Annotated in this window: 12 protein-coding genes; 3 read left to right on the forward strand and 9 right to left on the reverse strand. The window is 58.6% G+C overall.

Translation table 11 applies throughout. The annotated features are described in order from the left end of the window. Nucleotides 1-161: 161 nt before the first annotated feature. From AB4Y89_RS07295 to AB4Y89_RS07310, 4 genes are all read right to left on the reverse strand, one after another. Nucleotides 162-773, reverse strand: a complete 612-nt coding sequence (locus tag AB4Y89_RS07295) for a response regulator transcription factor (protein WP_442300246.1) — start codon at nucleotides 771-773, stop codon at nucleotides 162-164. Further along, nucleotides 770-1,897, reverse strand: a complete 1,128-nt coding sequence (locus tag AB4Y89_RS07300) for a sensor histidine kinase (protein ID WP_442300247.1) — start codon at nucleotides 1,895-1,897, stop codon at nucleotides 770-772. The genes AB4Y89_RS07295 and AB4Y89_RS07300 overlap by 4 nt, the downstream gene beginning before the upstream one ends. 139 nt (nucleotides 1,898-2,036) lie before the next feature. Then, the gene (locus AB4Y89_RS07305; protein WP_442300248.1) at nucleotides 2,037-2,807 is read right to left on the reverse strand and encodes an ABC transporter permease; all 771 of its coding nucleotides are present in this window, start codon (nucleotides 2,805-2,807) and stop codon (nucleotides 2,037-2,039) included. A gap of 2 nt (nucleotides 2,808-2,809) precedes the next feature. Next, entirely contained in the window at nucleotides 2,810-3,733 is a 924-nt protein-coding gene (locus tag AB4Y89_RS07310; RefSeq protein ID WP_442300249.1) for an ABC transporter ATP-binding protein, read from the reverse strand. A 193-nt stretch (nucleotides 3,734-3,926) separates the two neighbouring features. Here AB4Y89_RS07310 and AB4Y89_RS07315 point away from each other — a divergent pair, with 193 nt between their 5' ends. Further along, nucleotides 3,927-6,569: a carboxypeptidase regulatory-like domain-containing protein gene (locus tag AB4Y89_RS07315; RefSeq protein ID WP_442300250.1), complete on the forward strand. Its 2,643-nt coding sequence runs from the start codon at nucleotides 3,927-3,929 to the stop codon at nucleotides 6,567-6,569. 24 nt (nucleotides 6,570-6,593) lie between these two features. Beyond that, complete coding sequence (locus AB4Y89_RS07320; RefSeq protein WP_442300251.1) at nucleotides 6,594-7,700, forward strand: hypothetical protein; 1,107 nt, start codon at nucleotides 6,594-6,596, stop codon at nucleotides 7,698-7,700. A 59-nt stretch (nucleotides 7,701-7,759) separates the two neighbouring features. On the opposite strand, the gene AB4Y89_RS07325 is transcribed toward AB4Y89_RS07320, so the two are convergent. The 4 genes from AB4Y89_RS07325 to AB4Y89_RS07340 form a co-directional block, all read right to left on the reverse strand. After that, a complete protein-coding gene (locus AB4Y89_RS07325; RefSeq protein ID WP_442300252.1) occupies nucleotides 7,760-8,593 on the reverse strand; it encodes a sulfotransferase domain-containing protein in 834 nt (277 codons plus the stop codon). Continuing rightward, nucleotides 8,590-9,501: a hypothetical protein gene (locus AB4Y89_RS07330; protein ID WP_442300253.1), complete on the reverse strand. Its 912-nt coding sequence runs from the start codon at nucleotides 9,499-9,501 to the stop codon at nucleotides 8,590-8,592. Before AB4Y89_RS07330 ends, AB4Y89_RS07325 begins: the two co-directional genes overlap by 4 nt. A gap of 2 nt (nucleotides 9,502-9,503) precedes the next feature. After that, complete coding sequence (gene cysC, locus AB4Y89_RS07335; protein ID WP_442300254.1) at nucleotides 9,504-10,055, reverse strand: adenylyl-sulfate kinase; 552 nt, start codon at nucleotides 10,053-10,055, stop codon at nucleotides 9,504-9,506. Between the two features lie 95 nt (nucleotides 10,056-10,150). Continuing rightward, on the reverse strand, nucleotides 10,151-11,038 hold the full coding sequence (locus tag AB4Y89_RS07340) for an SDR family oxidoreductase (RefSeq protein ID WP_442300255.1): 888 nt from the start codon (nucleotides 11,036-11,038) through the stop codon (nucleotides 10,151-10,153). 394 nt (nucleotides 11,039-11,432) lie between these two features. On the opposite strand from AB4Y89_RS07340, the gene AB4Y89_RS07345 reads away from it, so the two are divergent. After that, nucleotides 11,433-11,945 carry a DUF892 family protein gene (locus AB4Y89_RS07345; RefSeq protein WP_442300256.1) on the forward strand — a complete coding sequence of 171 codons (513 nt, stop codon included), beginning with the start codon at nucleotides 11,433-11,435 and terminating at the stop codon, nucleotides 11,943-11,945. A gap of 63 nt (nucleotides 11,946-12,008) precedes the next feature. Here the strand turns inward: AB4Y89_RS07345 and AB4Y89_RS07350 are convergent, their stop codons facing one another. Beyond that, the gene (locus tag AB4Y89_RS07350) at nucleotides 12,009-12,593 is read right to left on the reverse strand and encodes a cysteine hydrolase family protein (protein WP_442300257.1); all 585 of its coding nucleotides are present in this window, start codon (nucleotides 12,591-12,593) and stop codon (nucleotides 12,009-12,011) included. Nucleotides 12,594-12,817: the final 224 nt, after the last annotated feature.

The following is a 12,817-nucleotide window of genomic DNA, read 5'->3' on the forward strand; positions in this document are numbered from 1 at the left end:
GCTATGGAAATGTTGCCGCGGAAAAAAGGATGGACGAGAAGCAAACTTCTCCGCTTCGATTCACCCCAACCAGCAAAGCTGGCCGGGGACCCCGGTCGCTGCGAAATGACAAAAGCGGTTTGAGCGCAGCTCAAACCGCCCCTGAGACTCGGTTATCCGATCTACAGCCAGCCTTTGGAGCGCGCGAGGCGCGCCGCCTCGATGCGATTTGAGACCCCCAGTTTTGCGATCGATTCCGAAAGATAGTTCCGCACGGTGCCTTCGCTCAGGCCCAGTTCTCGCGCCACATCGGCCGTAGACATGCCGTCACCGGCACGCTGCAGAATCTGCCGTTCGCGATCGCTCAGCGGATCGGGGTCGGCTGTCCATGCCTCGGCTGCCAAATCCGGATCTACCACGCGCAGACCGCGATGCACCCGGCGGATCGCCTCGGCGAGCTCGGCCGCAGGACGGTCCTTTAATAGGTAGCCCTGAGCTCCGGCGTCGAGCGCGCGGCGCAAATAGCCGGGACGGGCGAAGGTGGTCAGAATCACCACGCGTGTCTTTGGAAACCGCTCTTTCACCATCGCCGCCAGTTCTAGACCGGTCATCTGCGGCATCTCGACATCGGTGACCAGCACCTGCGGGGGCTTCTTTGTAATCAGATCGAGCGCGGCGCGGCCGTTACTGGCCGTGCCTGCCACGGTAATATCAGGCTCCGTATTCAGCAGAGCGGCCAGGGCCCCGAGAACCATGCCCTGGTCCTCGACCAGAAGTACCTCAATCTTCGTCATGCCGTAGCCGCACCCTGCGGCAGGTCGATCGTCAGTTGAGTGCCTACCTCGGACTGGATCGACAACCGCCCACCCAGTGCTTCCACACGCTCACGCATACCCCGCAACCCTGACCCCTCCTCCTTGATTCCGCCTTTGCCATTATCGGCGACGGTAACGTGCAGGCGCCCATCGCGGAAGCGGAACTGCATCCAGACCTCGGTCGCCTCAGAGTGACGCATGATATTGGTCACGCTCTCCCTCACGGCCAGGCAAAGCACCGTCTCTTCGACGATTGGCAGCTCATTCGGTAGACCGTCACAGACCAGCTTGATGTCCGCGGTCGCCAGTGCTTTGCGCGCGCGGTCCACCTCGGCACTCAGCCCCTGCGAGCGATAGCCCAGTACCGCCTCACGCACCTCGGCCAATGCCTTACGCGAGGTTTGTTGAATCTCGGCAATCTCAGACGCTGCCGCGCTGGGATCGCTGGTAATTAACTTGCCGGCCAGTTCGCTCTTCAAAGCGATCACGGTCAGAGTGTGCCCCAGCAGATCGTGAAGGTCGCGTGCAATGCGCTCCCGCTCGGCAACAGTTGCCAGATGTTCGATCTCTTCATTGGCAAGCTTCAGCTTCGCGTTGGACCGCTCCTGCTCCGCGTAATACATGTTCGTCAGCGTGATTACCACCACGAAGAAGACACCAATGAAGACCGACCAGTGGTTCAACTGGAAGATCGCCATCTCGACGAACATACCGGAGACTTGCGCTCCCATCGCGATCAGCGCTTTTCGCGGATTCTTCAGGATGAACGGCAGCATGGCTACCGGATAGACAAATAGCCCGGATGCGCCGGCATTGAACGGCATGTACGCATAGCCAACCGCGAACAGTACGGTGTATGCGACCCAACGGGTGCGCCCCTTGGTTTCGGCCGCTGCGATAAACGAGATCAGAAAGATGGGATATGCGATCGCCAGCGCGATCCACGCATCACGTTCGTGCCGGAGAATGGGCTCGATCAGGAAAAATACGGTGTAGGTCAGCGAGATATAGCGAAAGAAGCGCCTTGCCCTTCTCTCCTTCCATCGCTTCTCCAGCAGCACCCGTTCAAGCTTTTGGCTTTCCTGGCTCTCGTCGCATTCCATCGCCACACTCTCTCCTGACATCACCTTAGAGCATTTGTCCTGTTGCTGGGTATCCCGAGTGGAGCGTGCAGCGGCGTTTTCATTGCGGAAAACGCCCATAGATGCACAAGCCCTGCGCTACACCTACAGGAAAAATGCTCTAGCTCGCCGTCGCATTCCGCCGGAAGAGCACAATCGCCAGTCCCAGCATCAATACAGTAAATCCTGCAAGGGCGGCAATGTGGCCGGCTACAGTACCACGCATCTCGAATCCGATACCGCCCAGGGCAATCTGGGACAGATGATAGGTCGGCCATATCGGAGCAGCCGTCTGCAGCCAGTGCGGCAGCACCTTTACCGGCATCCACAAGCCGGAGCAGAAGCTCATCGGCAGATAGATCAGGTTCAGAATGCCAGGCGCAGCCTGCGGCGGCACCACCATCGCCAGCATAAGTCCCATGGAGGCAAACGGCAGGACCCCGCCAAGAATCGTGAGCGCCAGGTTTCGGATCTCCGGAGCTGTAATCACCACATGCCCCAACGTCAGGCCAAGGGTCAGCAGCAACACGAAGATAATCGTCGCGAAGGCAAACGCGGTGAGCAGCTTTGCCATCAGATACGCCGGTGCCGGCATGGGGCTGGCCTGTTTTACCTCCAGCCAACCGAGGTTGCGCTCATTCGAGAGCGTCACGCTGATGCCAAAGAGCGAACAGCCTACCAGGCCGAAGATCGCATACGTCGCCATCAGATACTTGCTCGCCGACAGCACTTCGTATCCCCTGCTGTTCACCACACCGAAGAGCAGATAGAACATCACCGGAAAGCCGATCGTCGCCAGGGTAAAAGTGCGGGCCCGCAACAGGCGTAGAAACTCGTACTTTGCCTCTTTGCGGTACAGCGGAAAACGGGGTGCTACAGTCATCGTCGTCATCGCTACTCTCCTTTGGTCAATGCTAGAAAGGCATCTTCAAGTGCGGGACTGCTGATCTCAAGGCTGTGCAGGCCGGTATCGAGCGCCAGCATCTGGCGCACGACATCTTCGACCTCACCGGAACGCACCACCGTGGTTCCGTGTTTTACCTCAACCGAGGTGACGCCGGGCAGGCGGCGCAACAGGTCCTCATCCAACGAAGTGACGCACTTGATCGTCCTTCCAGAGACCCTTGACTTGATCTGCGCCGGTGTTCCTTCGGCGATCACCATTCCCTTGTTGATCACCACGATGCGGTTCGCCAGGCTGTCCGCTTCTTCCAGATAGTGTGTCGTCAGCAGTACTGTCTTACCCCGGGCAGCAAGATCGCGCACCTGTTGCCACAGCCCATGGCGCGATTCAATATCCATGCCCACCGTGGGCTCATCGAGAAAGACAAGGTCAGGATCCCCGCAGATCGCCAGGGCAAACAACAGGCGTTGCTTCTGGCCTCCGCTCAATTGGCTGAACAGGCGATCTTCAATCCCAGCCAGACCGGCAACACGCACGATGTGCTCTACCGGCAGCGGTGTGGGATAGTAGCTGCGGAAGAGATCGAGATACTCCTTCACCTTCAGCGTCTCTGGCACTCGCGCCACCTGCAGCATCGCGCCAATGCGAGTCCGTGTCGCCGCATCGCGGGGATTCCCGCCAAAGACACGTGCCTCGCCGGTATCCGGACCAAGCAGTCCCAACAATAATTTGATTGCGGTTGTCTTTCCTGCACCGTTTGGTCCCAGCAGCGCTACTACCTCGCCAGCCCGGAGGGAGAGAGAAACCTCATCCAGGGCGCGATGCGCTCCATAGTTCTTTGTCGCTCCACGCAGGTACGCCACCTCAACTGCCGCCGGCGTTGAGACTGCGCTTTTCTCTTCCACTGCCACCATCGCCACACCTCCCAGAGATCGTCTTCAAACTCCTCAAGCATGGCGTTGATGCTCTGCCGGCAACAGTGCCGGATGTCACTCTTCGTGCATGACATTTGTCATGCTGACAAATGTCATGTCTTCGGCCTGACAACACACACTGTTTTCCCCCTCCGCGCTCCGCGATGCTTGAGTTCGTCAAGGAGAAACCGCGATGCCACTCAAGCTCTCTGCTCTCTGCCTTCTCTTCGCCGGCACACTCGCCGCGCAGCAGTGCTCTCCCATCACGGGCACGGTACACGATACTACCGGCGCGGTGATTCCGGATGCCACGCTGACGGTGGATACCAATCCAGCGATCGTCTCCGATGCTCAGGGGCACTTCTCTTTAGGCTGCATCAGCGGGAAACACACGCTGCTGATCGAGGCTGTCAGCTTCGCACCGCAGACGATCTCTCTGCCGGGCGCCGCGACGCTGAATATCACGCTGAAGCCCGAGACCGTCACGATGGCGGTCGATGCACAGATCGACGGCTCCGGTCTGGATACCAGTGCCGGCGAAGCCGCCGGATCACGCACCCTGAACCGCCAGGACCTCGCGCAGATGGCCGACGATCCCGACGATCTGCAGCGACAGTTGCAGGCACTCGCCGCTGTCTCCGGCGGTGCTCCCGGCGCAGCCACCATCACCGTAGACGGCTTCCAGAATGGCAGCCGTATGCCGCCCAAGTCGTCGATCGCCTTTGTCCGCGTGAATCCTGATCTCTTCTCTGCCGAATACGAGCGCCCTCCTTATGAGGGCGGGCGCATTGAGATCGTCACCCGGCCCGGTCAGGACAAGTACCACGGCTCACTCTTTCTCACTGACTCGGATACGCTGTTCAACGCCCGCGATCCCTTCGCCACCAGCCGCGCCTCCATCGGCAAGCGCCGTTACGGCTTCGATCTCTCCGGACCTCTGCTCTCCAAGAAGCGCGACTTCACACTCTCCCTGGAAAAGCGAGATATCGACGACTTCGCCGTCGTCAATGCCGTGAGTCTCGACGCCACAGGCAACCAGCAGATCGTCAATCAGAACGTCCCTACGCCACAGCGTCTATGGATTGCAAATGCTCGCGTCGGCATGATGCTCTCGCCAAAGAACAACTTCACGCTCAGCTATACCGCCAACGTGAACTCGCTTCAGAACCTCGCAGTGGGCGGCACGGTACTTCCGGAGGCCGGCTACGACAGCCAGCAGGCCGAGCATATTATCCGCGTCACCAATGTCTCCATTATCTCTCCACGCATCGTGCACGAGGCACGCGCGAGCTTCATGTGGCGCAATCGCGATGACACCCCACACTCCACCGCGGCGGCCCTGCAGGTCTCGGGAGCCTTCACCGCAGGCGGATACACCGGCGGATACTTCGCCAGCCATGAGAAGGTCACCGAAGTCGATGACGACGTCCTGCTCAGCAGTAAGAAGCACGCGCTCAAGCTCGGCTTGCAGATGATCGACAACCTCGAGCACCTCAACCAGCCCGACACCTTCAACGGAAGCTATACCTTCAGCGGCGCCACGGTCGCAGGAACCACGATCGGTGGACTTGAACAGTACCGCCGCGCCATGCTCGGTCTTACCGGCGGCACAGCGACGACCTACACCGTCAATCAGGGCTCGCCGACCGTTGACTTCAATCAGCTTCGCCTTGTGCTCTTCGCGCAGGACCAGTGGAAACTCACGCCCCATGTTCAGATCGCGCTCGGCATGCGCTATGCACTGCAGACCTCGCCTTCCACCTTCTCCAACCTTGGACCTCGCGCCGGGATCTCCTGGTCACCGGACAAGAAACAGAGGCTCATCCTGCGCGCGCGCGCCGGTCTCTTCTTCTCGCCCATCGATACCAACACTGCAGGGGTCACGCTCCGTCTGAACGGCGTCACCCAACAGCAGAGCATTATTTACTCCGCCAACTACGGCACGCCCTTCACTGGAGTTACGCCTATCCACACGCTCCGTAACTTTGCGGGCAGTGTGATGCAGACACCATCACTGCAAACCCACCTGGGTGCAGAGTACGAGCTCCCCGCTCACTGGCACATCCAGAGCAATCTCTACATCGTGCGTGCCTGGGACACCATGCGCTCGCGTAATGTCAATGCTCCTCTCAACAACCAGCCCACCGGGCCTCGTCCTACGCTGGCCAACACCAACGTCCTTGAGTACCAGCAGACCGGTCATCTGCACGGCAACGTCATGTTCGTCGGTGTGGATCAGCACAGTCTACGCCGCTTCCAGATCTTCCTCGGCTATGTCCGCATGGATCTTCGCGGCGACGCAGACGGCCCGAATACCTTCCAGCAATCAAACCTCAGCAAAGCCGGCGAGCTGGCGCGTCCCATATGGACAAATACCCATCGCATCATCAGCATCAGCCAGGTCAATCTGCCAAAGAAGTTTACGGTCAGCAATGTCTTCAACGCGACCTCGGGTACCCCACTCAACCTCACCACCGGACTCGACAACAACGGCGACGGCGTCTTCAATGAACGTCCGCAGTACGCTGCCTCGACAGCGAATGCCTACCAGACTCCTTTCGGTCTGTTGACCGCTGTGAATGGAACCGGCGCCTTTCCACGTAACGCCGCTACCCTTCCCTGGACGGTACAGCTCGATAGCAACCTCAGCCGCAGCTTTGCGCTTTCGAAGAAAGACTCTGCCCGGACCATTACCTTCAACGCCCGCGCGGCTAACCTGYTGAACCACACGAACGTAACCGCGGTTGGCAGCGTTCTTGGCTCGCCACTCTTCCTCAAGCCTTACGCCTCAGACGCCGGCCGCCGCATTGAGCTCGGCTTCCGCTACAACTTCTAATCGATCATTGCAAGGAGACCTCGCATGAACCGCATCGCATCTCTGATCACCTCCGCCATCGTCGCCGCCACTTCCGCCGCTGGTTACGCACAGCAGGCCGCTATCGCTCCGCCTATCTCCGGCCTGATGATCAGCTATCGCTATTGGCCTGAACAGTTCGTGCAGTGGACCGGCCCGGAGGTTCCCTACACCATGGTTGAGCTCGACTACGACGAGAACAACGGCAAACCGCTCTACGACTTCATCGTGACTAGCCGCACGACCGGCAAGCGCATCCACTTCGCCAATCAGCCGCAGCTTGTGGCGATCGCCAAAGCACAGGACGGTGAAGCGTATCTCACACAGCTCGAGTTCACGAAGCCCGACAGCGAGGTGAACGGCGCGACCTTCGATCTCCGCCTTCGCCTCAATGACGGCACGCCTGTCGAGTGGCGCTTTATTCAGGGCTCGGATGTCTTGCAGCAGGGTGGCGGCCTGACCGCTGTCGCCGAAGCTAAGGTGCCGGTCTTTCCTTATCGGGAAGAGTCTGCCGTCGCCGGTGAAGGTTCGGCCATCGTCGTGGGTGACAAGACCTCGATCGCCGAGATGTGGAAGGAAATCTCCAGACCTCCTTACTTCGTCGCCTGGCATGGAGCTTTGACGCACTCAGCCACTACCGCCGTGCTCGCAGCGGGCAGTGAGAACTTCAAGGTCGCCTCAGCTCCCAGCGAACTGAAACAGGGCGCCACCTGGCAGCTCACACAGGAAAGCGGTCGCACTATCACCCTCAAGATCGAGAAGGTTGCTGCTCCGCACTACACCATCTCGGTCGAAAACAATCCGATGGTCAAGCAGACCATGGAAGTCACCTATGACGGAACCAACTGGGCCATTGAGAAGATCCGTTACGCTCCGGTCCGCGCCGAAGATCACGGTCTGACTCTCCAGTTCACACCTGCGTTCGGCCAGACGGAGACCTCAACCGTAGACCTCATCATCGGGAAGAAGACAAAGATCGCGACGGCTACCCTTAGCGGCACTCCGGTGAAGTATCAGCTCGCCATGAAGTCGCCTGAGTGGGCCAAAGGCAAAACCCTGACCGGCGCCAACAGCATCACGCCGGAAAGTGTCACGCTCGCAGTTCATCCTTAAGACTGTTGCGCCCCCACGGCCAGGCTTCTGGTCGTGGGGCCGTGATCCTCGAATCCATTTCAGAGATAGCCAAGCCGCTTCATCACAGCTCCGTGCGCCGTCTCGATCTGCACAAGCTGCTCCGGCGTAAGCCGCAGCTTCCCTTCTCCAGCCTTGCCCGAGCGGAAGAATTTATCGTTTGCATGCGGATTCTCCCGGAAGCCCTGCTGCTGCTCCTGACGGGCCAACTGGTCGAAATGCGTCGCCGCAACGGCGGCCTCGACGTGCTCGGCGGGCATCCTAAGAAACTCCACAATCTTATGAAAGCTAGCCACGGGATCGTGCAGCAGGTCTTCATAGCGAACGAGCAGGAGTGGGAAATCCCCATCCAGCCAGCTTGTCACGTGGGTGCTCCATCCACCCAGCAGCTGCGGTAACTGCCGTGACGGACCGCCCGGACTGTAGGCCAGAACATACTTCTCCGCAGCGAGGATATCGACGGCCACCTCGATCGTTGTTCCGAAGAACGCGGCGGCGGAAACGGCAACGTCTCGTGGGTCGCGGACGATATAGACGACACCGCGTGTCCTGTCTTTGGGAAACACGGGCTCTCCCGCATCGTTCCGCCAGAGCTGATCGTGCACTTTATGGATCAGCACGTCGCGCTCACTCTCCAAGGCAAGCCGGCGATAGAGCTCAGGCCGGACCAGGGCGATCTCACTGTACGTCAGCTCCGTGGCCTCGACGCCGAACTGCTCCTGCAGATTCGTATAGGAGACGATCGGTACTTTCAACTCCAGATCGTTGATGTCCGGGACGACTCCGCCCAGCGTCAGGCTATTGAGCATCATCCGCACCCAGGTATTCCCGGACTTCGGATAGGAGGCCAGCCAGATATATTCCGTCTCTTTCACCAGTACGTCTCCACATGTTGCAGTAACAGCGAAGCGATCTCTCGCAACTGTTGCATCTGGCGGGGATACTCCATGCGGATTGCCGGAACTTTACCCGCCAGCGTACCTAGCGCGGTGAGCATCGGTTTCTGCCGCTGCAGCAAGCCGGCGAACCGGTGCTGATAGACCAGCGAGTGCGGCGGCATAACGCTATGCATTCCCCGCAGGCGCGCAAAATGAACCGAGCGGTGATGTGCATCTTCCGCTCGCACCAGTAGGCCGGCGCGCACGGGCGATGCAACCTGAGTCACAAGCGTGAACTTGCGCAAACCAGGCCTCAACGGGCAACTGGCCTCTTTCGGAAATCCAAGATGATCTCCGACATCCGGCCAGAGGCGAATCCGTGGAGGCCCAGCGGCGATCATCGCCCCTTCCCGGCTCACATCGACAAGGCACAGGTCGTCGCTTAGAAACTCCGCACCCTGCTCCATCAGTGCTGCCGCCAGCGCGGACTTGCCCACGGTGGCCCAACCGGATAACAGAATCGCTCTGCCTCGCACCACGACAGCGCTTGCGTGCAACGCCAGACGGCTTTGCTGATGAAAGAGCAGGCCGGCAACACTCCCCGTCAGAAAGCTCTGAAAGGCCTCGCTCTGCGGACTCCCGTACGGAGATACAAGGATCTCCCGGCCATTCCGCAGTAGAAAACGACCCGCGTGCCTCACATCGAGCAGGACCTCGCCCTCGCGCCCAATCTGAATAAACGGCCCTCGCTCAACGGGGTCTGGAAGAGATTCCGGAACTTCCGCCTCCAGAAGAGCCACCTCGCCCGAAGCGATCTCGGGCTCTTGCCAGGGCTGTAACCAGCTAAGATCCCATGGACTCGACAGCCGGTAGCCGTAGAAGTTGAACTGCCGCATCTGCTGCATGGCTATCGCAGAGACTCCGCAATCGCCTGCAGCACACGTTGCGAGCTCTCTTCGATACTCTCGCTGGCGGTCCTGCAGTGGATCTCAGGCTCGATGGGAGTTTCGTACGGTGCATCGATGCCGGTGAACTGCGTAATCTCTCCGCGTCGTACCCGGCGATACAGCCCTTTCGGATCTCGCTCCTCGCAGGTTTGCAGTGGAGCATCCACAAAGACCTCCAGATACGCACGGCATATCTGCCGCACCTCCTGGCGCATGCTGCGGTAAGGAGCGATAACGGCGACCAGCACCACCGCCCCCTCCTCCGCCCTGGCCTTTGCCAGAGCCCCAATCCGTCGGACATTCTCGTCCCGGTCAGCCTTTGAGAACCCGAGGGTGGGATGCATCTGCTTGCGCAGCTCATCTCCGTCGAGAAACACCGCCGGTACGCCGAAAGACGTCAGCGCCTGCTGTACAGCTTGCGCGATCGTCGTTTTGCCGGCGCCGCTCAATCCGGTTAACCAGACGACAAGGCCGCCGTTTTCTCGCAGGGTATGTGGGGAAACAGAGATCAATCGATGGCTTTCAAAGGGAGATCGTAGATGCAGTGTAAGCGATTTCAATGTACCTGAAGATCGAGCCTTCTGTCCTGCGGCCAAACCTCCTTTGCTTACAGTGGTGTACGTCCTCCGGTAGCTCCGTAAACCTCGCCGGACACATAGCTGGCGTCATCTGACACCAGAAAAACGAAGAGACGAGCTAGTTCCACCGGCTGCGCCGGGCGTTCGAATAAAGTATTGCTGCCGAAGTTCTTCACCTTCTCCTGACTCATCGTCGATGGAATCAATGGAGTCCATACCGGGCCAGGAGCCACCGCGTTCACTCGCACACCATTTTTTGCCGCCAACTTGGCCAGCCCTTTTGTGATATTCGCGATCGCAGCTTTGGTTGCGGCATAAGCAAGCAGCCCCTCGCTCGGTTCAAATGCCTGAATCGAAGTCGTGTTCACGATGGATGATCCTGGCCTTAGCTTAGGTAAAGCTGCACGCGTCAAATAGAACAGGCCAAAGACGTTCGTCCGGAAGGTATGCTCAAACTCTTCCGGCGTTATGTCCTCAATCGACTCGTGTGTCATCTGATACGCCGCATTGTTGATGACGATATCTAAACGCCCCAGCCTCTCGAACGCGGTCTCAACCAGCGATGTGGCGTATTGTGGCGACCCGATGTCGCCTGGCATCTGAATGGCGGTCCTGCCGGCAGCACGAATCAGCGCCGCAGTCTCTTTTGCATCCGCCTCTTCTTCCGGCAGATAGGACATCACGATCGATGCCCCCTCGCGCGCAAACGCAATTGCGATCGCGCGTCCAATACCGCTGTCTGCACCGGTAATAATGGCCACCTTCCCCAGCAGTTTTCCTGAGCCGGCGTAGGAGGTCTCGCCATGATCCGCAGGTGGATCGAGCTCCCGCACCGATCCTGGCGGGCTCTGCTGTTGCTCCGGAAAGGGCGGTTTCGGACCAAGATTGCGTGGATCGCTTTCCTTTTCCTTCGTCATTCTCTGCCTCCATCGACACAGCCTTTGATCTCACATGGACGCAGAAACCATTCGTGGAGTTGGCACGGCAGAAACGCCGTTTTGATCAAAAAGAAGGACCGCGAGGCAACTCTCCCTATATCGATGCCGTCTGCTGTCCCGACTGCGTTGTCGGGATGATCAGCCATCCTTAAACCAAAACGCTCTCTCACCGAACGGATAGACCGAATGAGGTCGAGATTGCGCAAACTTTCTGCTTTTTGCTGGGCGGCGCCGTTTGCTCAGACGTTTTGGTTGCGACAAAGGCTTACCGCTCTTTGCCCGTCACGAACCAGGGTGGATCAAGGTCAAGCTCGAACCCTCGCTCAAACAGAATGCGGCATAGCCACCTTCAATGAACCCAAGGAGAACATCCATGAAATTCTTTTCAGCAAATCTCGCCAATCTTCGTGAGCTCTATATCAATCAACTTCAAATGCTGCTATCGACGGAACGGCAGCTCGTAGTGGCGATTCCGAAAATGATCGAGAAAGCCAGCGATCTTCAGCTTAAGCAGGCCCTTCAATCTCACCTGCAGGAAACCGAAGTCCAGGCCACTCGGCTGGAAGAGATCCTGCGACAGACAACCGGCGAAGTGGAGACGGTCAAGAGCAAAGCTCTCGCTGCATTGGTGGAGGAAGCAGAGGACATGATCAAAGATGCCTCTGACGAATCCGTGCGCGATGCCGCCATCATCGCAGCCGCCCAACGAGTCGAACACTACGAGATCGCCACCTACGGGGCTGTTCGCCACTTTGCCCAGATCCTTGGCGAAAGCACCCCCGCGCAGCTACTCGACCAGACTATTAAGGAAGAAGGACACGCCGATCACCTGCTGACCAGCATTGCCAATCGCGTCAACCCCTCCGCCGACAGAGCCGCCGCATAATCTCCTTTCAAAGAAATGCCGGGCACCAGAGTGCCCGGCGTTTCCTTGTTGGGCCGATAAGTCTCATCGAAACGACAGCGACGACGACCGCCCAATCTTCGCCTTGATCGTGTTTTTGAGCTGCAGTAACGCCGACTGGTGTTCTTCTTTCGATCGCGCCGAAGAACAATCCGACGGAACGTACAACTCGAATTGACGCATATTGGCGTCATGCGCGGTACAGCTAATGCAGCTATTGGACGTGAGGCCGGTAAGGATCAGCGACTGCGTGCCCAGAAAGCTGAGCAGCGTCTCAAGCGGAGTCTGGTAAAAGGCCGAATGCATCGGTTTAAGCACGAAGTAGTCGTCGTCATCGGGCTTGAGCTGATCGACAAAATCAGCCCCCTTCGCCCCGGCGGCCAGGCACCGCTGTACAAGCGCTGACCGCTCCGATCTCCACTCGCCGAAGTTGTCATTCACATAAATAGTTGGAATGCCCGCTGCCCGCGCGCGCCTTTTCAGCCGGGCGATGGGCTGGGCGATCGAACGAGCCTGCGCCAGGATCTGGTCCCCATCGGGAAATTCAAATGGACTAACGACATCGATCAGCAGCAGGGCAAATCTTGATACTGCCCGCTTCTGTTCTCTTGCTTTCGGAGATGTGGCCATGGAGTTTTGGAGAATCCGAATTTCCTCTTCTACAAAAGGAAGGTGTCTCTCCTTGTTGGGTTGCCCTGAGCTATCAATCACTGTCGCCTAACGAACATTCGCAGAAGCCGTGCGCAATGAAAACGATACCCGGTAATAGGGAAATGCTCTAGAATGTGACGCATGATTGAGAAGGATGCGAAAAGTATTCGCACTTCAACAATCTGAATCACGACTGTCCCTCT

The organism is Terriglobus sp. 2YAB30_2 (assembly GCF_052114765.1).
Classification (GTDB): Bacteria; Acidobacteriota; Terriglobia; order Terriglobales; family Acidobacteriaceae; genus Terriglobus.

Bases quoted from the DNA above. Each gene is read 5' to 3' on its own strand.
- AB4Y89_RS07345 (WP_442300256.1), top strand. From the start codon at position 11,433: ATGAAATTCTTTTCAGCAAATCTCGCCAATCTTCGTGAGCTCTATATC.
- AB4Y89_RS07330 (WP_442300253.1), bottom strand. From the start codon at position 9,501: ATGCAGCAGATGCGGCAGTTCAACTTCTACGGCTACCGGCTGTCGAGT.
- AB4Y89_RS07320 (WP_442300251.1), top strand. From the start codon at position 6,594: ATGAACCGCATCGCATCTCTGATCACCTCCGCCATCGTCGCCGCCACT.
- AB4Y89_RS07340 (WP_442300255.1), bottom strand. From the start codon at position 11,038: ATGACGAAGGAAAAGGAAAGCGATCCACGCAATCTTGGTCCGAAACCG.
- AB4Y89_RS07295 (WP_442300246.1), bottom strand. From the start codon at position 773: ATGACGAAGATTGAGGTACTTCTGGTCGAGGACCAGGGCATGGTTCTC.
- AB4Y89_RS07305 (WP_442300248.1), bottom strand. From the start codon at position 2,807: ATGACGACGATGACTGTAGCACCCCGTTTTCCGCTGTACCGCAAAGAG.
- AB4Y89_RS07350 (WP_442300257.1), bottom strand. From the start codon at position 12,593: ATGGCCACATCTCCGAAAGCAAGAGAACAGAAGCGGGCAGTATCAAGA.
- AB4Y89_RS07300 (WP_442300247.1), bottom strand. From the start codon at position 1,897: ATGGAATGCGACGAGAGCCAGGAAAGCCAAAAGCTTGAACGGGTGCTG.
- AB4Y89_RS07310 (WP_442300249.1), bottom strand. From the start codon at position 3,733: ATGGTGGCAGTGGAAGAGAAAAGCGCAGTCTCAACGCCGGCGGCAGTT.